Annotated in this window: 23 protein-coding genes and 4 tRNA genes; 10 read left to right on the forward strand and 17 right to left on the reverse strand. The window is 57.8% G+C overall.

Going from position 1 to position 20,004, the window contains the following annotated elements:
* Positions 1–29: 29 nt before the first annotated feature.
* The 6 genes from clpP to ACZZ0A_RS15165 form a co-directional block, all read right to left on the reverse strand.
* The gene (gene clpP / locus ACZZ0A_RS15140) at positions 30–665 is read right to left on the reverse strand and encodes an ATP-dependent Clp endopeptidase proteolytic subunit ClpP (protein ID WP_007951559.1); all 636 of its coding nucleotides are present in this window, start codon (positions 663–665) and stop codon (positions 30–32) included.
* Positions 666–758: 93 nt separating this feature from the next.
* The gene (tig, locus tag ACZZ0A_RS15145) at positions 759–2,069 is read right to left on the reverse strand and encodes a trigger factor (protein ID WP_463543399.1); all 1,311 of its coding nucleotides are present in this window, start codon (positions 2,067–2,069) and stop codon (positions 759–761) included.
* A gap of 402 nt (positions 2,070–2,471) precedes the next feature.
* Positions 2,472–2,547, reverse strand: a tRNA-His gene (locus ACZZ0A_RS15150).
* A gap of 77 nt (positions 2,548–2,624) precedes the next feature.
* Positions 2,625–2,709: transfer RNA gene (locus tag ACZZ0A_RS15155), tRNA-Leu, on the reverse strand.
* Between the two features lie 57 nt (positions 2,710–2,766).
* A tRNA-His gene (locus tag ACZZ0A_RS15160) sits at positions 2,767–2,842 on the reverse strand.
* Between the two features lie 32 nt (positions 2,843–2,874).
* A tRNA-Arg gene (locus ACZZ0A_RS15165) sits at positions 2,875–2,951 on the reverse strand.
* A 275-nt stretch (positions 2,952–3,226) separates the two neighbouring features.
* On the opposite strand from ACZZ0A_RS15165, the gene folD reads away from it, so the two are divergent.
* Both folD and pbpG read left to right on the forward strand, forming a co-directional pair.
* Positions 3,227–4,081 (forward strand): bifunctional methylenetetrahydrofolate dehydrogenase/methenyltetrahydrofolate cyclohydrolase FolD, encoded by an 855-nt coding sequence (gene folD, locus ACZZ0A_RS15170; protein ID WP_007917331.1) that lies wholly within the window; start codon positions 3,227–3,229, stop codon positions 4,079–4,081.
* Positions 4,082–4,311: 230 nt separating this feature from the next.
* Positions 4,312–5,250, forward strand: a complete 939-nt coding sequence (gene pbpG, locus ACZZ0A_RS15175; RefSeq protein ID WP_007917333.1) for a D-alanyl-D-alanine endopeptidase — start codon at positions 4,312–4,314, stop codon at positions 5,248–5,250.
* A gap of 53 nt (positions 5,251–5,303) precedes the next feature.
* On the opposite strand, the gene ACZZ0A_RS15180 is transcribed toward pbpG, so the two are convergent.
* From ACZZ0A_RS15180 to ACZZ0A_RS15190, 3 genes are all read right to left on the reverse strand, one after another.
* Entirely contained in the window at positions 5,304–5,510 is a 207-nt protein-coding gene (locus ACZZ0A_RS15180; RefSeq protein WP_123376245.1) for a hypothetical protein, read from the reverse strand.
* A gap of 12 nt (positions 5,511–5,522) precedes the next feature.
* On the reverse strand, positions 5,523–5,729 hold the full coding sequence (locus ACZZ0A_RS15185) for a DUF6021 family protein (protein WP_007917337.1): 207 nt from the start codon (positions 5,727–5,729) through the stop codon (positions 5,523–5,525).
* A gap of 89 nt (positions 5,730–5,818) precedes the next feature.
* The gene (locus ACZZ0A_RS15190) at positions 5,819–6,490 is read right to left on the reverse strand and encodes a peptidase C39 family protein (protein WP_414916216.1); all 672 of its coding nucleotides are present in this window, start codon (positions 6,488–6,490) and stop codon (positions 5,819–5,821) included.
* A gap of 234 nt (positions 6,491–6,724) precedes the next feature.
* Here ACZZ0A_RS15190 and ACZZ0A_RS15195 point away from each other — a divergent pair, with 234 nt between their 5' ends.
* Positions 6,725–6,892: a hypothetical protein gene (locus ACZZ0A_RS15195; RefSeq protein ID WP_176472385.1), complete on the forward strand. Its 168-nt coding sequence runs from the start codon at positions 6,725–6,727 to the stop codon at positions 6,890–6,892.
* Between the two features lie 263 nt (positions 6,893–7,155).
* Here ACZZ0A_RS15195 and ACZZ0A_RS15200 read toward each other — a convergent pair whose 3' ends face one another.
* Entirely contained in the window at positions 7,156–7,905 is a 750-nt protein-coding gene (locus ACZZ0A_RS15200) for a TerC family protein (protein ID WP_007917342.1), read from the reverse strand.
* Positions 7,906–7,934: 29 nt separating this feature from the next.
* Positions 7,935–8,177, reverse strand: coding sequence for a hypothetical protein (locus tag ACZZ0A_RS15205; protein WP_007917343.1), 243 nt, complete (start codon positions 8,175–8,177; stop codon positions 7,935–7,937).
* Positions 8,178–8,310: 133 nt separating this feature from the next.
* Here ACZZ0A_RS15205 and nhaR point away from each other — a divergent pair, with 133 nt between their 5' ends.
* The gene (gene nhaR / locus ACZZ0A_RS15210; RefSeq protein WP_007917345.1) at positions 8,311–9,210 is read left to right on the forward strand and encodes a transcriptional activator NhaR; all 900 of its coding nucleotides are present in this window, start codon (positions 8,311–8,313) and stop codon (positions 9,208–9,210) included.
* Here the strand turns inward: nhaR and ACZZ0A_RS15215 are convergent.
* Positions 9,205–10,368, reverse strand: coding sequence for an MFS transporter (locus ACZZ0A_RS15215; protein WP_007917347.1), 1,164 nt, complete (start codon positions 10,366–10,368; stop codon positions 9,205–9,207). The genes nhaR and ACZZ0A_RS15215 overlap by 6 nt on opposite strands.
* Positions 10,369–10,704: 336 nt before the next feature.
* Between ACZZ0A_RS15215 and sstT the strand changes: the two genes are divergently transcribed.
* Entirely contained in the window at positions 10,705–11,937 is a 1,233-nt protein-coding gene (sstT, locus tag ACZZ0A_RS15220) for a serine/threonine transporter SstT (protein WP_007917349.1), read from the forward strand.
* Positions 11,938–12,191: 254 nt separating this feature from the next.
* On the opposite strand, the gene ACZZ0A_RS15225 is transcribed toward sstT, so the two are convergent.
* On the reverse strand, positions 12,192–12,701 hold the full coding sequence (locus tag ACZZ0A_RS15225) for a DUF1993 domain-containing protein (RefSeq protein WP_007917351.1): 510 nt from the start codon (positions 12,699–12,701) through the stop codon (positions 12,192–12,194).
* A gap of 125 nt (positions 12,702–12,826) precedes the next feature.
* Between ACZZ0A_RS15225 and ACZZ0A_RS15230 the strand changes: the two genes are divergently transcribed.
* Complete coding sequence (locus ACZZ0A_RS15230) at positions 12,827–13,474, forward strand: YceH family protein (protein WP_007917353.1); 648 nt, start codon at positions 12,827–12,829, stop codon at positions 13,472–13,474.
* A 114-nt stretch (positions 13,475–13,588) separates the two neighbouring features.
* On the opposite strand, the gene ACZZ0A_RS15235 is transcribed toward ACZZ0A_RS15230, so the two are convergent.
* Together ACZZ0A_RS15235 and ACZZ0A_RS15240 are read right to left on the reverse strand one after the other, a co-directional pair.
* The gene (locus tag ACZZ0A_RS15235) at positions 13,589–14,107 is read right to left on the reverse strand and encodes a cupin domain-containing protein (protein ID WP_414893861.1); all 519 of its coding nucleotides are present in this window, start codon (positions 14,105–14,107) and stop codon (positions 13,589–13,591) included.
* 211 nt (positions 14,108–14,318) lie between these two features.
* Positions 14,319–15,137, reverse strand: coding sequence for a shikimate 5-dehydrogenase (locus ACZZ0A_RS15240; RefSeq protein ID WP_463543400.1), 819 nt, complete (start codon positions 15,135–15,137; stop codon positions 14,319–14,321).
* Positions 15,138–15,394: 257 nt separating this feature from the next.
* Between ACZZ0A_RS15240 and ACZZ0A_RS15245 the strand changes: the two genes are divergently transcribed.
* The 3 genes from ACZZ0A_RS15245 to ACZZ0A_RS15255 all read left to right on the forward strand — a co-directional run bounded on the left by ACZZ0A_RS15245 (position 15,395) and on the right by ACZZ0A_RS15255 (position 16,465).
* Complete coding sequence (locus ACZZ0A_RS15245; protein ID WP_007917357.1) at positions 15,395–15,754, forward strand: hypothetical protein; 360 nt, start codon at positions 15,395–15,397, stop codon at positions 15,752–15,754.
* 231 nt (positions 15,755–15,985) lie between these two features.
* The gene (locus tag ACZZ0A_RS15250) at positions 15,986–16,180 is read left to right on the forward strand and encodes a hypothetical protein (RefSeq protein WP_007917358.1); all 195 of its coding nucleotides are present in this window, start codon (positions 15,986–15,988) and stop codon (positions 16,178–16,180) included.
* 102 nt (positions 16,181–16,282) lie between these two features.
* Positions 16,283–16,465 carry a hypothetical protein gene (locus ACZZ0A_RS15255; protein WP_007917359.1) on the forward strand — a complete coding sequence of 61 codons (183 nt, stop codon included), beginning with the start codon at positions 16,283–16,285 and terminating at the stop codon, positions 16,463–16,465.
* Here ACZZ0A_RS15255 and ACZZ0A_RS15260 read toward each other — a convergent pair.
* Both ACZZ0A_RS15260 and ACZZ0A_RS15265 read right to left on the reverse strand, forming a co-directional pair.
* Complete coding sequence (locus tag ACZZ0A_RS15260) at positions 16,462–17,523, reverse strand: AI-2E family transporter (RefSeq protein WP_007917361.1); 1,062 nt, start codon at positions 17,521–17,523, stop codon at positions 16,462–16,464. The two genes, ACZZ0A_RS15255 and ACZZ0A_RS15260, sit on opposite strands and share 4 nt — an antisense overlap.
* A 111-nt stretch (positions 17,524–17,634) precedes the next feature.
* Positions 17,635–18,321, reverse strand: coding sequence for a cysteine hydrolase family protein (locus ACZZ0A_RS15265; RefSeq protein ID WP_095114521.1), 687 nt, complete (start codon positions 18,319–18,321; stop codon positions 17,635–17,637).
* A gap of 188 nt (positions 18,322–18,509) precedes the next feature.
* On the opposite strand from ACZZ0A_RS15265, the gene trhP reads away from it, so the two are divergent.
* Positions 18,510–19,841 (forward strand): prephenate-dependent tRNA uridine(34) hydroxylase TrhP, encoded by a 1,332-nt coding sequence (gene trhP / locus ACZZ0A_RS15270; RefSeq protein ID WP_463543401.1) that lies wholly within the window; start codon positions 18,510–18,512, stop codon positions 19,839–19,841.
* Positions 19,842–20,004: the final 163 nt, after the last annotated feature.

Below are 20,004 nucleotides of genomic sequence, written 5' to 3' on the forward strand. Positions count from 1 at the left end.
CCGACCAAGCCTATTTTGAGCTGCTTATTTTAAGCTGGGCGCTGGTTGATCACTTCGTCGATCAGGCCATATTCCTTCGCAGCTTCTGCACTCATGAAGTTGTCGCGATTGGTATCGCGCTCGATTTCTTCCAGAGTACGCCCGCTGTGCTTGGCCATCAGCGTGTTCAGACGCTCGCGAATGAAGAGGATTTCCTTGGCATGGATCTCGATGTCCGACGCCTGGCCCTGGAAACCGCCCAGTGGCTGGTGAATCATCACGCGCGAGTTCGGCAGGCAGAAACGCTTGCCCGGGGCACCTGCGGTCAGCAGGAATGCACCCATGCTGCAGGCCTGGCCGATGCAGGTGGTCGACACGTTCGGTTTGATGAACTGCATGGTGTCGTAGATCGACATGCCTGCAGTCACCGAACCGCCCGGGGAGTTGATGTAAAGATGGATGTCCTTGTCCGGGTTTTCCGCTTCAAGGAACAGCAGTTGCGCGCAGATCAGGTTGGCCATGTAGTCCTCTACCGGACCAACCAGAAAGATCACTCGCTCCTTGAGCAGGCGCGAATAGATGTCATAGGCGCGTTCGCCACGAGCAGATTGCTCGACAACCATCGGGACCAGGCCGCCGGCGGCCTGGATATCAGAGTTCTGCTGAATATAAGAATTACGGAACATGCTCTGCAGTCGCTCCCAAATAGTTATGTCTTGAATACGCATAAGCCAGCTCGAGAGCTGGCTTATGGTGTGTACTTCTTAACGCAAATTCAATCAGTCGGCTGTTGGAGCTTCTACCGGCTTGACTGCTTCTTCGTAAGAGACCGCTTTGTCGGCCACACTAGCTTTCTGCAGAACAGTATCCACAACTTGTTCTTCCAGCACAACCGAACGCACTTCGTTCAGCTGCTGCTCGTTTTTGTAGTACCACGACACAACCTGCTCAGGCTCTTGGTAAGCCGAAGCCATTTCCTGAATCATTTCGCGAACGCGAGCTTCGTCAGGCTTCAGGTCGAACTGCTTGACCACTTCAGCAACGATCAGGCCCAGCACGACGCGGCGCTTGGCTTGCTCTTCGAACAGCTCGGCCGGCAGTTGATCAGGCTTGATGTTGCCACCGAACTGCTGAACAGCCTGCACGCGCAGACGGTCAACTTCGTTGGACAGCAGCGCCTTAGGTACTTCGATCGGGTTGGTGGCCAGCAGACCGTCCATTACCTGATTCTTGACCTTGGATTTGATCGCCTGACGCAGTTCGCGCTCCATGTTCTTGCGAACTTCGGTGCGGAAACCATCGATGCCGCTTTCCTTGATGCCGAATTGAGCGAAGAACTCTTCGTTCAGCTCTGGCAGCTTAGGCTCGGACACAGTGTTGACGGTCACGGTGAACTCGGCGGTTTTGCCGGCCAGGTCCAGGTTCTGATAGTCCTCAGGGAAGGTCAGGTTCAGAACGCGCTCTTCGCCGGCTTTAGCACCAACCAGGCCTTCTTCGAAGCCCGGGATCATGCGACCGGAACCCAGCACCAGTTGAGTGCCCTTGGCGGAGCCGCCAGCGAATACTTCGCCGTCAACCTTGCCAACGAAATCGATGTTCAGTTGGTCTTCGTTCTGGGCAGCGCGATCGGCCACTTCAAAACGAGTGTTCTGCTTGCGCAGGATGTCGAGCATTTTGTCCAGGTCAGCGTCAGCCACGTCAGCGCTCAGGCGCTCAACGGTGATGCCGTCGAAACCGGCAACGGTGAACTCAGGGAACACTTCGAATACAGCAACGTATTCCAGGTCTTTGCCAGCTTCGAGCGACTTAGGCTCGATCGATGGCGAACCTGCCGGGTTCAGCTTCTGCTCGACCACAGCTTCGTAGAAGGAGGACTGGATCACGTCGCCTACCGCTTCCTGACGAGCATCAGCACCGAAACGGCGCTTGATTTCGCTCATTGGCACTTTGCCTGGACGGAAGCCAGCAATCTTGGCCTTTTGGGCAGTCTGCTGCAGACGCTTGTTGACCTGAGTCTCGATGCGCTCTGCCGGCACGGTGACGCTCATGCGGCGCTCGAGAGCAGTAGTATTTTCAACAGAAACTTGCATGGATATTCCTCGTTGCACAGACGTTAGCCGGCCGTTTCCGACCCCAGAATCAAGGGCATGCATTCTAGTGGGTCAAACTCAAGAAGTCACCCTACTGAAAACGGGTAAAAAAACAGCAGGCATATTATCGGGACCGCCACACCAATGCAGCGCGTCCCACAGGCGAATACAACCAATCACGCCAGGGCTCTGCGCCAACCGCTTCTATATATAGAAGAGACTGCCAATCACTCCCTGACGGCCGCTCTTGCAAGCAAGCCCGGCGAACAGCGCAGCATCATCGAGCAACATAAATACGACGAAGCGCCCTGCCCCTGCACCCCGAAACCGGCAATCACCGATTTTCAGAAGCGCTAAAACAAAAAAGGCGCCAGACTGTTAAATCTGGCGCCTTTCGAAATATGGGGTGGACGATGGGGATCGAACCCACGACAACGGGAGTCACAATCCCGTGCTCTACCAACTGAGCTACGCCCACCATATTGCGTAACAAAAAAGCCAAACAACTTCTTTGTTGAAACCTCACCAGCCCGAAGACATGAATGAAGCTTTAATTGGTGCGGATGAAGAGACTCGAACTCTTACGCCTCGCGGCGCTGGAACCTAAATCCAGTGTGTCTACCAATTCCACCACATCCGCGGATGAAGCTTTTAAAGCAAAGGCGCCAGACTTTTACATCTGGCGCCTTTCGAAATATGGGGTGGACGATGGGGATCGAACCCACGACAACGGGAGTCACAATCCCGTGCTCTACCAACTGAGCTACGCCCACCATATCGCGTTACTTGTGCCAAAGCTGCCTAATGGCGCACCCGGCAGGACTCGAACCTGCGACCATCCGCTTAGAAGGCGGATGCTCTATCCAGCTGAGCTACGGGCGCCTTATTAATCTGTACTCTTAAAGGACTACAAACTAAGTGCTTTCCAGTGTCGCAGAACCTTGATTCCGCTTCACCTTCTTAACCAGTGCTAGGCTGTGCCCGACAAGTGCGACGAATAGTATAGAGCGCTCCGAAGGTCGTCAAATCCTTTTTGAAAAAAATTCATTTAATTAAAGGAGTTAGAGGAATTTGCTGACCAAGCGCCTTTGCCCTCACCGCTCGACATGCGAGAATGCGTTCTCATTTTTTCCCCTCTCGATGGTTAATCACGCGCAATGACTGCACAACTAATCGACGGCAAATCGATCGCCGCCAGCCTGCGCCAGCAGATCGCCCAACGAGTTGCCGAGCGTCGCCAGCAAGGCCTGCGCACTCCCGGCCTCGCGGTGATCCTGGTCGGCAGCGATCCTGCCTCTCAGGTTTATGTCTCGCACAAGCGTAAAGACTGTGAAGAGGTTGGCTTCCTCTCTCAAGCCTACGACCTGCCCTCTGACACCACGCAAGACGCGTTGACCGATCTGATCGATCGCCTCAACGACGACCCTGCAATCGACGGCATCCTGCTTCAGTTGCCGCTGCCCGAGCACCTGGATGCCTCCAGACTTCTGGAGCGTATCCGCCCGGACAAAGACGTCGACGGTTTCCATCCTTATAACGTCGGTCGTCTGGCCCAGCGCATTCCGCTGCTGCGTCCATGCACGCCTAAAGGCATCATGACGCTGCTGGAAAGCACTGGCGCTGACCTTTATGGCATGGACGCAGTGGTCGTCGGCGCCTCCAACATTGTCGGGCGCCCGATGGCGATGGAACTGTTGCTGGCCGGTTGCACCGTGACCGTGACTCACCGCTTCACCAAGGATCTGGCCGGCCACGTTGGCCGTGCTGATCTGGTGGTGGTGGCCGCCGGCAAGCCGGGCCTGGTCAAAGGCGAGTGGATCAAGGAAGGCGCGATCGTGATCGACGTCGGCATCAACCGTCAGGACGACGGCAAACTGGTCGGCGACGTAGTCTACGAAACCGCCCTGCCCCGCGCTGGCTGGATCACTCCGGTGCCGGGTGGCGTCGGTCCGATGACCCGCGCCTGCCTGCTGGAAAACACCCTTTATGCGGCAGAAACCCTGCACGCCTGATCGGTACTTTCAGCAATAAGAAAAACCCGCCTTGTGCGGGTTTTTTCATGCCTGAGAAAAAACTGTAACCGTTCGCCGGAAACCCCTCTTTTTACAGGCCTTTTCACGAGTTTTTCAGGTCGTTCAAACAACCATCGACAGATCTTCAGCCATACTCCTAGAATGCGACGCTTTGAAGAAATAACCCGTTACAAACTAACGGAATATCCAACCTTTATGAGTTCGCCCGCGTGAAAATTCGTCTTTCGATTCTGAGCCTGTTTTTTGCTTTTACAGGCACATTCATCACGCCAACGATCAACGCTGCGGAAACCACCGCTGCCCCCCGTGACGCTTCGACCCTGAAGATCGCCTCCGGCAGCGCCCTGCTCATGGATATGCAGACCAACAAAGTCATCTACTCCAGCAACCCTGACGTGATCGTACCGATTGCCTCCGTCAGTAAGTTGATGACCGGTTTGGTAGTGGTTGAAGCCCGGCAGAACATGGACGAATGGATCAATGTCGATATCAGCAACACACCGGAAATGCGCGGTGTGTTTTCCCGAGTCAAACTCAAGAGTGAACTGCCGCGCCGCGAGATGCTGCTGATCGCCTTGATGTCTTCGGAGAACCGCGCGGCCGCCAGCCTCGCGCACCACTATCCGGGAGGCTACGCCGCCTTTATCGCGGCGATGAACGCCAAAGCCAAGGCACTGGGCATGACCAGCACGCATTTCGTCGAACCGACAGGCCTGTCGGAGCGTAACGTTTCCACCGCCCGCGACCTGAGCAAGTTGCTGGTGGCCGCGCATAAGTATCCGCTCCTCAGCGAACTGACCACCACCAAGGAAAAAACCGTGTCGTTCCGTAAACCCAATTACACCCTGGGTTTCCGTAATACCGATCACTTGGTCAATAAAGCCGACTGGGACATCAAGATCACTAAAACCGGCTTCACCAACCCCGCCGGGCATTGCCTGGTTCTGGTGACGAAAATGGGCAATCGCCCGGTCGCTTTGGTGATTCTCGACGCGTTCGGCAAGTACACCCACTTTGCCGATGCCAGCCGCATCCGCAGCTGGGTGGAAACCGGCAGGAGCGCCAACGTCCCAGCCGTGGCTCAACAATACAAAGCCGTGAAAAATCTCAAGTCGCGCCAGAGCGGCGTGGTCGAAGCGTCCAAGTAACCTGCCGCACAAGAAAAAGCCCCGAATCCTCGGGGCTTTTTTTCATCTGCGAATCAGTCATTGGGCAGCGGCATCTTGTCGTCATCGGGGATGCCATCGCCCGCGCTCGGATCCCGCGCAGGTTCCGGCGTCAACACGTTGGGCCGGGCCATCGGGTCGCGCAGCGGGCTTTCCGGGTCCAGCACCGGATCAATCTCCGGCTCTGGCGTGGTGGGCACACTGTCGGGTTTATGGTCGTCGAAGCTTGAATCAGTACTCATACGCACCTCGCATCAAGGTTTCAGATCAGCCAGGGGATCGTAGGGTTTGGCTGGTTTCCTGGGGTCTTCGCCTGGCTCAACGTCGAGAGGCGCCTTGGCGGGGCCGACAGGATCGACTTGCGGATCATCGAGGTCGGGCGAGTCCGGATCAAACCCCAGATCATCTCCCGAAGAATGCTCGGACGAATGCGGGCCTTTCGGTGCTTGGGAATCTGTCATATCGCCTCCTGATTCACCCGCGGAAAGCGGGTTCTATTCGTAGGAGGCTTGCCGGGCGCAGTCGTGCCCGGCAAATGACGAACGGAGACTCAGTGGGCTGCCAGCGCCTTGCGCGCCTGCGCCGCTTCGTTTTCCTGACCGGCCTGAGCCAGATCATCCGCCGCTTTGAGCCAGCGCTGTCGGTCGACGGCTGCGGGGATCTGCGACGGTTTCTGAATCAGCACGGCCCAGCCACCGGACTTTTCCAGTGCCGACTCAAAGGAACTGAAACTCATCAGCTCGCGACGGTTCATGCCGGCGCGCAGCAACACTTTCTGCTTATTGCGGTCGTAGCCGGACAGGATCGCGTAACGCGGTTCGGCCCAGAATGCCGAACCCTCGCTGAAACGCACCATCACCGGATAACCCGCTGCCACTTGCTTCAACAGCGCTGGCAGCTTGCTGTCCAGCGGGTACACCACCATGCCGTACTCACGGGCAAGGTTTTGCAGATTCTGCTGCAATTGGTCTTCGGCACCCGGCAGGTGCAATGGTTTCTCGAGCAGCCCCGGGGTAATCACGATGCCCTGCTGCGACAACAGGCTAGCCAGCACTTGCGGCCCGCTTTGATTGGCTTCACCGCGATAGAACGTGCCGCTGAGTTCGACCCGCTCCGGCAGACGCTTGACCTCGGGCGCGACACTGCCTGCACATCCGGCCAACACGGCCGCGCAACCCGCCACCAGCAGCGCCGCACGAATTCGAGAAAATACCTGCACCATCATCACTCTCTGTTCAGACGCCGGTCATCGTGTTCCGGCAACGCCTGCGATCATAGGGCCGCTCCAGGCTGCGGTATAGCCTTAAGCGGCAGACCCATCGATTGCATAGAGCAAACTGATTGGTCGCAATCGACCTTTGGTCAATAGTCTGAAACACCCCATTGTCTAGACTGTCACTGAAACAGAGCGAATTGAAAAAGCGTGCGCCCGATGCAGGGCGAAGAGGAGGCACTGATGAGCCTGACCATGACCATTGTGATGTTGATTGCCGGCTGGCTGGCCGTGGCGGCTGCCATGTTGTGGGGCGTGCTGCGAATTTCGCGGCGCCACCATCATCCGGTTCAGCCTGCTGCGGTTGAGAAAACCGAGAAGCACAGCCCGCGTCACGCAACTGCGCACTGAGGCCAAACTTTAAAAGCAAAAGCCCCTCACCCTAGCCCTCTCCCGGAGGGAGAGGGGACTGATCGAGTTGTTTTTCGAGCTACGCCGACCTGGAAGACCAGATTGAACACACGTTTAAAAACTACACAAATCGGCTCCCTTTCCCCCTCTCCCTCGGGAGAGGGCTGGGGTGAGGGGCTGGATCTATCCTGCACTGCAAATCTTGAATCAAAAAAAACCGCCTGATCTCTAAGAGTTCAGGCGGTTTTTTGTACTTTCAGCAGTTACGCCTGCTCAGCCAGTTTCTTCTGCCTCGCCCGACGCGACATCATGTTCAGCACTTCAATCGCTGCCGAGAACGCCATCGCCGCATACACATAACCTTTCGGTACGTGGGCACCGAAGCCTTCAGCGATCAAGGTCATACCGATCATGATCAGGAAGCCCAGAGCCAGCATCACCACCGTCGGGTTGTCGTTGATGAACTTGGCCAGCGGCTCAGCAGCAAACAGCATCACCAGTACCGACACCACCACCGCGATGATCATGATCGGCAAGTGTTCGGTCATGCCGACCGCAGTAATGATGCTGTCGATCGAGAACACCATGTCGAGCATCAGGATCTGACCGATAGCGGCGGCAAAACCCAGGGTAACCGTCGAGGTCGCCGACTTCGGATCTTCCGGCGCCGGGTCCATGCTGTGATGGATTTCAGTCGTGGCCTTCCAGACCAGGAACAGACCACCGGCAATCAGGATCATGTCCTTCCAGGAGAACGCCTGGCCCAGAATCTCGATCACCGGCGCAGTCAGCTGCACGATGAAGGCGATGGTGCTCAACAGTGCCAGACGCAGAATCAACGCCATACCGATACCGATGCGGCGCGCTTTCTGCTGGTACTGCTTGGGCAGCTTGTTGGTCAGGATCGAGATAAAGATCAGGTTATCGATGCCGAGCACGATTTCCATCACCACCAAGGTGGCCAAAGCAACCCAGGCGGTGGGGCTGGCGGCGAGCTGTAACAGATATTCCATGGGTCAGTCCTGACTCTGTGTAAGACGAATTAGATGGTCTTGGAGGAAGATTCGGATTTTTCCGCATCTTTTTCCGGTGTTTCTTTCTTCTCGATCAGCCCGCCGGTGGCATCGCTGAGTGCTTGCTCGGCGGCTTTGTGGGTGTCGTCAATCGCTTGCTTGGCGCTTTCGGCAGCCTTGCCCATCAGTTGCTGAGCGCTTTTCTCGGCCTGATCGCAACCGGCCAGAAGCAGTAAAGACGTAAACATCAATGCTGGGATGGTGTATTTCATGAGGCTTCCTTCGAATGAACAGACAGGGTCACAGACCAGCCGTCGATGGCTGGGCATTCTAGGGAGATGAACACTTCAGGAAAATTCGTATTTTTAGCGGCTATACTTCGGTTTTCACGAACTGTAGAACGTCATGCTCAATTATCGACAACTGCATTACTTCTGGGTCGTAGCCAAGACCGGCAGCATCGTGCGCGCCTGCGAGCAACTGAACCTGACCCCACAAACCATCAGCGGGCAAATTTCACTGCTCGAACAGACGTATGGCATCGAGTTATTCAGACGGGTCGGCCGGCAACTCGAATTGACCGAAGCCGGACGCCAAGCCCTGCCCTACGCCGAGCAAATGTTTCAGCTGGGTGGCGAGCTGGAACTGATGCTGCGCGCACAACCCAACGAACAGCAGATCCTGTTCCGCGTCGGCGTGGCTGACGTGGTGCCGAAATCCATCGTCTATCGCCTGATCGCACCGACCATGGAGCTGAACGAACCACTGCGCATCACCTGCCGCGAAGACAAGCTCGAACGTTTGCTCGCCGATCTGGCCATCCAGCGTCTGGACCTGGTGATTTCCGACAGCCCGATGCCCTCGCACCTCGACATCAAGGGCTATAGCCAAAAGCTCGGTGAGTGCGGGATCAGTTTTTTCGCCACCCCGGAACTGGCAGCCAAATACGGCCAGGATTTCCCACGCAGTCTGCACGGTGCACCACTGTTGATTCCCGGGCCGGAAACCGTGGTGCGCAGCCGCTTGCAGCGCTGGTTTGCCGAGCAGCAGATCCAGCCGCAAATTGTCGGCGAATTCGATGACAGTGCCTTGATGCAGGCCTTCGGCCAATCCGGCAGCGGGATTTTTATCGGCCCGAGCGTGATTGCCGATGAGGTGAAGCGCCAGTATGGCGTCGAGCTGATTGGCCAGACCGACGCGGTGACCGAGTCGTTCTACGCCATTTCGGTGGAACGCAAGGTCAAGCACCCCGGCATCGTTGCGATTACCGAAGGTGCCCGACGCGAGCTGTTTACCGCGCTATGAGGCCTCGGCGCACATTTCGCGCGGCTTGAGCGTCATCAGCACCATGGCGAGGAACACCGACAGCAAAATGAACCCGGCGGCGGCAAAGCCAAGGAAGCCCAGACCCGCGCTGTCGATGACCCGACCACCGACGATGGCGCCCAGGCCGATCCCCAGATTGGCCCCGGCGATGTTCAACGAGGCGGCAAAGGCCGGCGCTTCCGGCGCCGCTTTCATCAGGCGCACGTGGCTGACCAGGAACAACGCAGCCTGGGTTACGCCCCAGATCCCCATCGCCACCGCCAAGCCCAGCGGCGAATGAATGTTCGGCACGAGCGAGACCATGCCGGCAATCATGAACGCACAGAACAACACCGACGCCCCCAGCGGATGCTTATCGACCGCACGACCGCCCAGCGAGTTACCAATCAACCCGACCGCGCCGAAGGCCATCAGGCACCAACCAACCACAGTGCCGTTGAACCCGGCGAGGCGCTCAAGAATGTCGGCCAGATACGTGTAAGCGGTAAACATGCCGCTGAACACCAGAATCGACAGCAGGATATGGCCGATCATCAGCGGACTGCGCAGGATTTTGAATTGCGAGCGGAAGCTGACCTGATGCTGATGCAGGCTGGTTTTCGGCAGATAAACAAATAGCAACAAGGCTTTGGCAAAAGCGATCACCGCCAAAATCCCAAAGGCACTGCGCCAGCCGAACGCATCGGAAATCAGCGTGCCGACTGGAATGCCGAACACCGTGGCGCAGACAATGCCAAAGCCGATCTTGGCAATCGCGCGACCGGCGAAATCCGGACCGACGATGTCCACGGCAGTCTCACTGGCCAAGGCCCAGAACACCGGCAGACCGAGCGCCGGGATCAACCGGGCAATCGCCATCACCCAGATATTCGGCGCCAGCGCCGCCACGGTATTGGCCAGACCAAACATGATCAGGATGCTGATAAACAGCTTGCGCCGCTCGAAGCGGGCGAAATACGCGGTCAGGAAAGGCCCGAACATCGCCACCGTGAAGGCGAACAAAGTCACCAGCAACCCGGCCTGCGGGATGGTGACTGCGAGGTCTCGGGCAATCGCCGGCAACAGGCCGACGATGACGAATTCCGTGGTCAGCACCGTGAAGCCGGCGGCGGACAACAGAAGAATGGGCAACAGCATGCGCAACTCCAGCAAAACGACGACACCAGCGTTGACCCGGAGGCCCGCTGGCAGAGTTTGAAAATAAGGATGCGCAATCTTAACAGAGTGTGTCCGGGCTGACTTGCACAAACCTGCCGACTTTGTTGCCTGATCCGGTGGCAGATCGTCACATGCCTGAAGGATAAGGCCTACGCTGTGATAAAGTCCGCGCCCTGAAAAACGTACGGCCTGTTCAACGACCGGCTTATTGGCGTTGATGTCGCGTCAACACTTTCGGTTCGTGGCGGTGGTCTGCCTCTGTTTTGCCATCGCTTTACGCAACCTTGCACCCTATAAAAAATCAGAGATGCCGCTATGACTGCTTCATCCCCTTCTCTATTGCAACGCCTCAAGAACCTCAGCCTGGTCACGCAGATCCTCATTGGCCTGATCGCCGGTATCGCCCTGGCGCTGTTCGCCCCGGAAGCGGCGAAAGGCACGGCGTTCATCGGTAAAGTATTCGTATCGGCGTTGAAAGCCGTCGCACCGATTCTGGTGTTCGTGCTGGTAATGGCCTCGATTGCCAACCACAAGCACGGCCAGGAAACCCACATCCGCCCGATTCTGTTCCTCTATCTGCTGGGCACCTTCGCTGCGGCGGTCGTGGCCGTGGTCGCGAGCATGGCGTTCCCGTCGCATCTGGTACTGTCGACCGACAACGTTTCGGTGACGGCGCCGGGCGGTATCGGCGAAGTGCTGCAAAGCCTGCTGTTGAGCGTGGTCGACAACCCGGTCAGCGCACTGATGAACGCCAACTTCATCGGCATTCTGGCCTGGGCGATCGGCATGGGCATCGCGATTCGCCATGCCGGCGACACCACCCGCGAAGTGCTGGGGGACCTGTCCAACGGCGTGACCTTGATCGTGCGTGTGGTGATTCGCTTCGCGCCGCTGGGCATTTTCGGTCTGGTGGCTTCGACGCTGGCTACGTCCGGCTTCGGCGCGCTGATCGGTTACGCGCACCTGCTGGCCGTGCTGCTCGGCTGCATGCTGTTCGTGGCGCTGGTGATGAACCCGCTGATCGTGTTCTGGAAACTGCGTCGCAACCCGTATCCGCTGACCCTCAAGTGCCTGCGTGAAAGCGGTATCACTGCATTCTTCACCCGCAGTTCGGCGGCGAATATTCCGGTCAATCTGGAGTTGAGCAAGCGTCTGGGCCTGCATGAAGACACCTATTCGGTGTCGATCCCGCTGGGCGCGACCATCAATATGGCCGGTGCGGCGATTACCATTACCGTGTTGACGCTGGCGGCCGTGCACACATTGGGTATTGCCGTGGACATTCCGACGGCGATTCTGCTCAGCGTTGTCGCCGCGATTTGCGCGTGTGGCGCGTCGGGTGTGGCGGGTGGTTCGTTGCTGTTGATTCCGTTGGCGTGCAGCCTGTTTGGCATTCCGAGTGAGATTGCCATGCAGGTGGTGGCGGTCGGTTTCATTATTGGCGTGTTGCAGGACTCGGCGGAGACGGCGCTGAACTCGTCGACTGACGTGCTGTTTACCGCAGCGGCGTGCCTGGGTGAAGAAGAAAAGGCCCAGCGTACGGCTTGATATTCGCTGTAATGAAAAGCCCGCCATGGTGTGAACCTTGGCGGGCTTTTTTGTGGCTGAGATCTTTTCCCCTCACCCCAACCCTCTCCCCCCAAGGGGGCGAGGGGGAAAGGGGGCAGACCGATTGTTGTTCAAGATCTGAGTTCGACTTGATAGTTCAGGTCGGTGTAACTCGAACAAACAACACCGTCAGTCCCCTCTCCCTCTGGGAGAGGGCTAGGCGGGCGGCGTTCCGATGAGGGGCTTTTGACTTTTTAGAACGCGCCCATGTAATCACGCTTGCCCACTTCAACGCCGTTATGACGCAGCAGCGCATAAGTGGTGGTGACGTGGAAGAAGAATTGCGGCAGACCGTAAGTCAGCAGATAAGCCTGACCGCTGAAGCGCTTTTCTTTCGGCGTGCCCGGACGGGTGACGATTTCAATGCCTTCCTTGCCATCAATCTGCTCTGGCTTGATCTCGCCGATGTAGGCCAGCACCTTGGCAATCAGAGCTTGCAGCTCGGCGAAGGTGGTTTCGGTATCGTCGTACTTCGGCACTTCGACTTCAGCCAGACGCGAGGAAACGCCTTTGGCGAAGTCCACGGCGATCTGTACCTGGCGGGTCAACGGGAACATATCCGGGAACAGACGGGCCTGCAGGAACGCGTTCGGGTCGATGTTTTTCTCGGTGGCATGGGCTTCAGCCTTTTTCAGCACATCGCTCAAAGCGTTGAGCATTTGTTGAAAAACCGGGACAGATGCGGCGTACAGGGAAATGGTCATGGCAGTCTCGTGTGGTGGCTGGGTGGAACAAGGAGGCGATTATAGCCATGCTTGATGACCACACGGCTTGCCTTTTGTTTGGCAAGGATTAGGCTAGGCGCCTTCGACTGCAGAGGGAACGCGCGATGACCACAGAACCAGAATCCACCTTCGACGAGCCACGGCTCAATGCCACGGAAATTCGCATCCTCGGCTCGTTGATCGAGAAACAGGCCACCAGTCCGGAAACCTATCCGCTGACCCTGAATGCACTGGTCACGGCGTGTAATCAGAAAACCAGCCGCGAACCGGTGATGAACCTGACTCCGGGTCAGGTCGGCCAGAGCCTGCGCGCACTGGAAGGTCGTGGTTTCGCCAAACTGGTAATGGGCAGTCGTGCCGACCGCTGGGAGCACAAGGTCGACAAGGCGCTGGAGTTGGTGCCGGCGCAAGTGATTCTGAGCGGTTTGATGTTTCTGCGCGGCCCGCAAACCGTCAATGAACTGCTGACCCGCAGTGGGCGCATGCATGAATTTGAAGACACCGAGCAGGTGGTGCATCAACTTGAGCGTTTGATTGCGCGGGGGCTAGCGGTACTGATTCCACGTCAGGCCGGGCAGCGCGAAGATCGCTACACCCATGCTCTGGGTGATCCGGCGGATAGCGAGGCGATCATGGCGGCACGGCAGAACCCGTCGGATCGCGGTACCAGCAGTGGCGTTTCGGTTGAGCGTATTGAAGAGCTGGAAGCGCGGATTGCCGCGCTGGAAGAGCGTCTGGCCCGCCTCGAATAGCCACACAAAATCAATGCAGGAGTGAGCCTGCCCGCGATAGCGGTGTGTCAGTCAAATTACCGTTAATGACACACCGCTATCGCGAGCAGGCTCACTCCTACAGGGATCTGCGCATTACTCGCCATCCCAGTAATCCACACCCTCCGCCTGCCGTGCCACAGCCACAAAACCTGAGGCATTGCCCTCGGCATCGATGTTGAAGTTATCCATCACCGCATACTTGTTCGAATCCGGGTACTCGCAGATTTCCGGCTGTTGCTGGGTACTCACCGCCAGATAACGCAGTTCGGCCTGACTGGTATTGATGATCTGATGCGCCTTCTCCGGGCCGCCCGGCGGGCAAGCGATCACATCGCCTTCGCGGATCGGAAAACGCTCCGTACCAAGACGCACCTCGCCCTCCCCGGCCACCACGTAGAACATCTCTTCGTTGACCCGATGACTGTGAAACGGACTGCCGCGCATGCCCGGAGGCAAGGCGTACAGGCGATAACCGAGTTTCTGCGAACCCAGTTGCTGGCCAATCCGCGCCATGCGCTGCTGATAGCGCCCGGCGGTTTCGCCTTCCGGGGCCAGGGCTTCGGGCAGGGGTTCGAGTTCGACCTGATGCAGGTTGAGGATGGGCGGATGCATGGGAGCCTCGGTCACGGTTTTTGTGGTGGGCAAGTCTGGGCTTGCTGGGGAGGCAGTATAGGCAGCAGGATAAACCGAGGTGAATTCATCGCTGGCAAGCCAGCTCTCACAGGTTTCGGGTTGGAACACAAATCTGTGAGCAGCTCCCATACCTTGTGGGAGCTGGCTTGCCAGCGATGAGGCCAATTAACTCACTGCATAATTATGAGAATCAGCTCCGGGCAAACGCCACCGCCGCCGCAAATTGCTCTTCAGTCGGGCGCACGCCGGTGTACAGCACAAACTGCTCCAGCGCCTGAATCGCAATCACCTCAAGCCCGGTAATTACCCGCTTGCCCTCAGCCCGACCACGTACGATCAACGGTGTCTCCGACGGGATCGCCACCACATCAAACACCGTATCCGCAGCCTTGATCGCCTCAGGCTCAAACGCCAGTTGCCCCGCCTCCGGCCCGCCATCCATGCCCACCGGCGTCACATTGATCAGCATCTGCGGACGTTCATCGCCCAGTTCCGCCTGCCAGCGATAACCCAGCGAATCCGCCAAGGCACGCCCGGCGCGCTCGTTGCGGGCGACGATCAAACCGTTTTTATAACCGCCATCACGCAAGGCGCTGGCCACCGCTTTGGCCATGCCGCCGCTGCCTCGCAGGGCGAAGGTCGAATCCTTGGGTACCGCGTGGGTTTCCAGCAACTGCGCGACAGCAATGTAATCGGTGTTGTAAGCCTTCAGATGGCCGTCGGTATTGACGATGGTGTTGATCGACTGGATCGCTGCCGCCGACGCATCCAACTCATCGACCAGCGCAATGCACGCTTCCTTGAACGGCATCGACACGCCGCAACCGCGAATGCCCAAAGCGCGAATGCCGCCCACGGCACCCGTCAAATCCTGGCTGCTGAACGCCTTGTAATAGAAATTCAGGCCCAACTGCTCATACAAATGGTTATGAAAACGCAGACCGAAATTGCCTGGGCGTCCGGACAGGGACATGCACAGCTGGGTGTCTTTGTTCGGGTTCATCTGCATGAAACTTCTCCTTCAAACGCACTTTCGGATAAACGGGATTAGCCAGCCCATCGGCTTCTGAACGATCATTGAGGCCTGTTTTAAAAGGTGCTGCGCGGCCATTACGCGGCCCGGTAAAGAAGCCGGTACAGACCTTACACAAAATTTACCCAGCGGCTGTGCTGATTTTCAGAATTTCGCTGTCTTAGAAGTATCCCCGCGACAACTGTGGGCCTGGTGCAGGCCCTGCCGCCGGGTCGAAGAACCGAGGACTTATCATGATTCGTAAACTCCCCATTCTGGCCTTGCTGATTGGCGCACTCGCTGTCACAGGTCAGGCAGAAGCCGGTGGTGGCCACGGCTGGCAAGGCCCTGCGGTGTTTGGCGCGATCGTCGGCTCGGCCATCATCGGCTCGGCACTGATCAACCAGGATCGGCCGGTATACGTGCAACAACAGCCGGTTTATGTTCAGCCACAACCGGTCTACGTGCAGCAGCCGCCACCACCGGTCTACTACCAGCCGGCACCGGTGTATGTGCAACAACCGGTGTACATCCAACAGGCCCCCGTCTACTACGGCCCGCCTCGCGGTTATTACGGGCGGCCACATGGCTACTACGGTGGCCCACGCTGGTAACCGAAACACGAAAGCCCCGCTTTTATAGCGGGGCTTTTTTATGACCGTTGGTCGGCCAGCGTCTGAAAAAATCTCGCCAAGGTCGCTGTGAGGACAGTTTCACCGGCTAAAGTCGGCATGATTGAGTGACCGTTATGTACATCTACGCAAAACGGTCACTCGTTTGTCATGACGGAACCGCAATCTGAATCCGTCCGTAAACAACAAGTTGATAACAACAAGGACGACTGTATGCCAACACAAAACCCGCACCGCATCGTCGGCCTGTGCACCTCAAGCAAGGTGTACGGCGCGCTGACAGAACTCAAGCACCTGGAAGGCCATCGCTGCGCCAAGTTCCTTTCGCTGCTGGCGGAAAACCTCGTGCACAAAGGTTTGCTCAACGAACGCGAAGTCATGCACATGCTCGATCAAGTGGTCGATTGAGCCAGCCCTCAACGGCATCAATGACCACTATCGAAAGCGTTGATTGTCCGTAGAAGCGACGACTCATTAAGGTAGCTCCATTGATAGATGGAGGTACCCGTCATGGCTCAGGTTCAAATCATGTCCGTTATCGGCAGCGCCGTTCCCGCCTCGCTCAGAGCCTCGGGCCTGCTTGCCTGCTGGTATCTGATGCGCGACGGTGAAGCGATCAGCGGCCCGCTCACTTCGCTGCCCGCTGCGCAGGCACTGTCGCAGAAGATCGTCAGCGAGCCGTTTCACGCTTAAGGCAGTTGCACCTTAGGCTTGGTTTCGGCGAAAAGCGCCCAGCTCGACATGAACAACGCCGCGATCAGCGGGCCGATCACAAAACCATTCAGGCCGAATACCGCAAGGCCACCCAGAGTCGAGATCAGAATCATGTAATCGGGCATTTTGGTGTCCTTGCCCACCAGAATCGGTCGCATCACGTTGTCCACCAACCCGATCACAAACACCCCAAACAAGCCAAGCACCACGCCCTGCCAGATCATCCCGCTGAGCAGGAAATACACCGCCACCGGCGCCCAGACAATCCCCGCGCCCACTGCTGGCAGCAACGACAAAAACCCCATCAAGACCGCCCACAGCAAGGCGCTGGGGATGTCGAGAAACCAGAAAATCGCCCCGCCCAGCGCTCCCTGAGTCACCGCGACTACGAGATTGCCCTTCACCGTCGCGCGTACCACGCGGTTGAACTTCAACTGCAAGCGCCGCTTGTGGCCTTCCTCCAGTGGCACGGCAGTGCGCACCTTGCGCGCCAGTTCGGCGCCGTCACGCAGAAAGAAAAACAGCAGATACAGCATGATGAAGAAACTCACCACGAACTCGAACGTACCTTGGCCAAAACTGAACGCTTGAGTGGCCAGGACCTGACTGCCCTGCATCGCCGATTTGACGATTTTCTCGCGCAGGCCATTGAGTTCGCCCATGCCGAAGCGGTCGAGCAAGTGCTGAAAGTACGGCGGCAGGCTGTGCTTGAATTGTGCCAGATACGCGGCAATGTCCAGCTCGCCGCTTTCGATGCTCTTGTAGACCGCTGCGCCTTCCTGCACCAGCAGCACACTGAGGATGATCACCGGCAGAATCGCGATCACCAGGCAGACCGCCAAGGTACACAGGGACGTCAGGTTGCGCTGCCAGCCGAATTTCGCCTGCAGCCGGCGCTGCATCGGCGCAAACACAATGCCGAGAATCACCGCCCAGAACACCGCGCCGTAGAACGGCAGGAGGATCCAGATAAACGCCACCGTGACCAGCAACAGCAGCACGGTGAGGGATTTGAATTGAAGGCTTTTTTCGTTCATGTCCGATCCATGTCAGTCAGGCGTCATGCACGCCCCGATGCTTAGTCAACCGGGGCCTGCACGAGTGCCATCTTTATTCATGGAGCATAGTTGCGGATCAGCGCAAGCCGATTAACGAACCGGCAACTTGACGATTTCAGCCGTGCTCAGCACATCGCCGAAGGTGTCCTCGACTTCCGCCAGTGCGGCTTTGTGCAAGGCATCCTTGTCGATGGATGTGCCATTGACGCGGGTGATCGCACGGGTCGCCGAGGCGTCGGAGGCGACGATCACGCTGTAACCGAGTGGCGCCGCGTCCCGCGCGGCACCGGCGACGCAAGCGTGGGTCATCAGGCCCGCGACGATGACCGTGTTGATGCCGGATTGCTTCAGCCGTTCGTTCAGATCGGTGCTGCCGAACACGCTGACCGTGGTCTTTTGCAGCACCGCATCCTTCGCGCGTGGCTGCATGTCCGGGTGAAATTTCACGGTTTCGCCATCGATGGCAAACACCGCCGAGCCTGCCGGGGCGATATGTTGAACGTGGTACACGGGGATCTTGTGGCTGTCGGCAAACGTGATCAACTCACGGGTTTTCGCCAGCGCAGCGACACCGTCCGGAATCGGCATCCTGCCGGTGAAGTATTCGTTTTGAAAATCGATCACCAACAAGGCGGACTTGCCGGCCGGTAACTGGCTGACCGGTGTGGCCCCGGACATTGCGCGAATGGTCGGATGGTTGTCTGCCAGTGCACCGGTGCTGGCCAACACACCGGAAAATGCACAGGCGCTGAGGAAACGACGGGTAAAACGTTGCATGGCGAGTGCCTCTGTTCAGTTAAGTGATGAACAAAGCTTAAGCAGCCGCCAGACCGTCGAACACAGTGAAACCGGCACATGATTTGTGCTGTTTCTGCACAAACAGAAACTGCCAAAACCTAGATCCAGATCAATGCTCGCCATTGGTACCCGTTCTACCCTGCCGCGCTTTTACGACCGACACCGCCATGACGCCGACCCTCGCCACCCCCGAACTGCTCGCCCCCGCCGGCACCCTGAAAAACATGCGCTACGCCTTCGCCTATGGTGCCGATGCGGTCTACGCCGGCCAACCGCGATACAGCCTGCGGGTGCGCAACAATGAATTCGATCACGCCAATCTGGCACTGGGCATTCGCGAAGCCCAGGCACAGGGCAAGCGCTTCTATGTCGTCGTCAACATCGCGCCGCACAACGCCAAGTTGAAGACCTTCCTCAAGGATCTGGCGCCGGTGATCGAGATGGCGCCGGATGCACTGATCATGTCTGACCCGGGCCTGATCATGCTGGTGCGCCGGCATTTCCCGCAGATGCCGATCCACCTCTCGGTGCAGGCCAATACGGTGAACTGGGCGAGCGTCGAGTTTTGGCAACAACAGGGTTTGAGCCGGATCATCCTGTCGCGGGAATTGTCGCTGGAAGAAATCGGCGAAATTCGCGAACAAGTGCCGGGCATGGAACTGGAAGTGTTCGTTCATGGCGCATTGTGCATGGCTTACTCCGGGCGCTGCCTGCTGTCGGGTTACATGAACAAACGCGATGCCAATCAGGGCACCTGCACCAACGCCTGTCGCTGGAAATACTCGGCGCAAGCGGCCACGGAAAATCAACTCGGCGACATCGTCCAGACCTTCCAGCCCGAGCCGACCCTGGGCCTCGGCGCTCCTACCGATCAGGTGTTCCTGCTTCAGGAAGCCAACCGCCCCGATGAATTGATGCCGGCATTCGAAGACGAGCACGGCACCTACATCATGAACGCCAAGGACCTGCGCGCGGTGCAGCACGTCGAGCGCCTGACGCGCATGGGCGTGCATTCATTGAAGATTGAAGGCCGGACCAAATCGCACTTCTATTGCGCGCGCACCACGCAGGTGTATCGCCGGGCGATTGATGATGCGGTGGCCGGGCGTGAGTTTGATCGCAGCCTGATGACGGATCTTGAGTCACTGGCGCAGCGTGGCTACACCGAGGGTTTTCTGCGTCGGCATGTGCATGACGAGTACCAGAATTATCAAAATGGCAGCTCGGTGTCGGAGCGTCAGCAGTTTGTGGGTGAGCTGACTGGGGAGCGGCGTGAGGGGCTGGCCGAGGTCAAGGTGAAGAACCGTTTTGGTCTTGGTGATCATCTGGAATTGATGACGCCCGCGGGCAATTTTCATTTTGATCTGCGTGAGTTGCAGAGTGTTGAGGGTGAGGCGATCGAGGTAGCGCCGGGGGATGGGCACACGGTTTTTGTGCCGATTCCGGAGGCGGTGGATTTGCGGTTTGGGTTGTTGATGCGGGATATCGGTGTTGCCTGAAAAGGCCCCTCTCCCAGAGGGAGAGGGGACTGATTGGGGGATGTTGGAGAGGTTCATCGACCTGAACGTGCTGCGCCGAATCCATAATCGACTTTTCTGATCAAGCACACTGGACTCGGTTGAATCTATATTCAACACGGTGTTTCAGGTCGGCGTATAGCGC

The organism is Pseudomonas sp. AC242 (genome assembly GCF_979258655.1).

Excerpts from the sequence above, each read along its gene's own strand:
- clpP (WP_007951559.1), bottom strand. The coding sequence starts at position 665 with ATGTTCCGTAATTCTTATATTCAGCAGAACTCTGATATCCAGGCCGCC.
- tig (WP_463543399.1), bottom strand. The coding sequence starts at position 2,069 with ATGCAAGTTTCTGTTGAAAATACTACTGCTCTCGAGCGCCGCATGAGC.
- folD (WP_007917331.1), top strand. The coding sequence starts at position 3,227 with ATGACTGCACAACTAATCGACGGCAAATCGATCGCCGCCAGCCTGCGC.
- ACZZ0A_RS15180 (WP_123376245.1), bottom strand. The coding sequence starts at position 5,510 with ATGAGTACTGATTCAAGCTTCGACGACCATAAACCCGACAGTGTGCCC.
- ACZZ0A_RS15185 (WP_007917337.1), bottom strand. The coding sequence starts at position 5,729 with ATGACAGATTCCCAAGCACCGAAAGGCCCGCATTCGTCCGAGCATTCT.
- ACZZ0A_RS15190 (WP_414916216.1), bottom strand. The coding sequence starts at position 6,490 with ATGGTGCAGGTATTTTCTCGAATTCGTGCGGCGCTGCTGGTGGCGGGT.
- ACZZ0A_RS15195 (WP_176472385.1), top strand. The coding sequence starts at position 6,725 with ATGAGCCTGACCATGACCATTGTGATGTTGATTGCCGGCTGGCTGGCC.
- ACZZ0A_RS15200 (WP_007917342.1), bottom strand. The coding sequence starts at position 7,905 with ATGGAATATCTGTTACAGCTCGCCGCCAGCCCCACCGCCTGGGTTGCT.
- ACZZ0A_RS15205 (WP_007917343.1), bottom strand. The coding sequence starts at position 8,177 with ATGAAATACACCATCCCAGCATTGATGTTTACGTCTTTACTGCTTCTG.
- nhaR (WP_007917345.1), top strand. The coding sequence starts at position 8,311 with ATGCTCAATTATCGACAACTGCATTACTTCTGGGTCGTAGCCAAGACC.
- ACZZ0A_RS15215 (WP_007917347.1), bottom strand. The coding sequence starts at position 10,368 with ATGCTGTTGCCCATTCTTCTGTTGTCCGCCGCCGGCTTCACGGTGCTG.
- sstT (WP_007917349.1), top strand. The coding sequence starts at position 10,705 with ATGACTGCTTCATCCCCTTCTCTATTGCAACGCCTCAAGAACCTCAGC.
- ACZZ0A_RS15225 (WP_007917351.1), bottom strand. The coding sequence starts at position 12,701 with ATGACCATTTCCCTGTACGCCGCATCTGTCCCGGTTTTTCAACAAATG.
- ACZZ0A_RS15230 (WP_007917353.1), top strand. The coding sequence starts at position 12,827 with ATGACCACAGAACCAGAATCCACCTTCGACGAGCCACGGCTCAATGCC.
- ACZZ0A_RS15235 (WP_414893861.1), bottom strand. The coding sequence starts at position 14,107 with ATGCATCCGCCCATCCTCAACCTGCATCAGGTCGAACTCGAACCCCTG.
- ACZZ0A_RS15240 (WP_463543400.1), bottom strand. The coding sequence starts at position 15,137 with ATGCAGATGAACCCGAACAAAGACACCCAGCTGTGCATGTCCCTGTCC.
- ACZZ0A_RS15245 (WP_007917357.1), top strand. The coding sequence starts at position 15,395 with ATGATTCGTAAACTCCCCATTCTGGCCTTGCTGATTGGCGCACTCGCT.
- ACZZ0A_RS15250 (WP_007917358.1), top strand. The coding sequence starts at position 15,986 with ATGCCAACACAAAACCCGCACCGCATCGTCGGCCTGTGCACCTCAAGC.
- ACZZ0A_RS15255 (WP_007917359.1), top strand. The coding sequence starts at position 16,283 with ATGGCTCAGGTTCAAATCATGTCCGTTATCGGCAGCGCCGTTCCCGCC.
- ACZZ0A_RS15260 (WP_007917361.1), bottom strand. The coding sequence starts at position 17,523 with ATGAACGAAAAAAGCCTTCAATTCAAATCCCTCACCGTGCTGCTGTTG.
- ACZZ0A_RS15265 (WP_095114521.1), bottom strand. The coding sequence starts at position 18,321 with ATGCAACGTTTTACCCGTCGTTTCCTCAGCGCCTGTGCATTTTCCGGT.
- trhP (WP_463543401.1), top strand. The coding sequence starts at position 18,510 with ATGACGCCGACCCTCGCCACCCCCGAACTGCTCGCCCCCGCCGGCACC.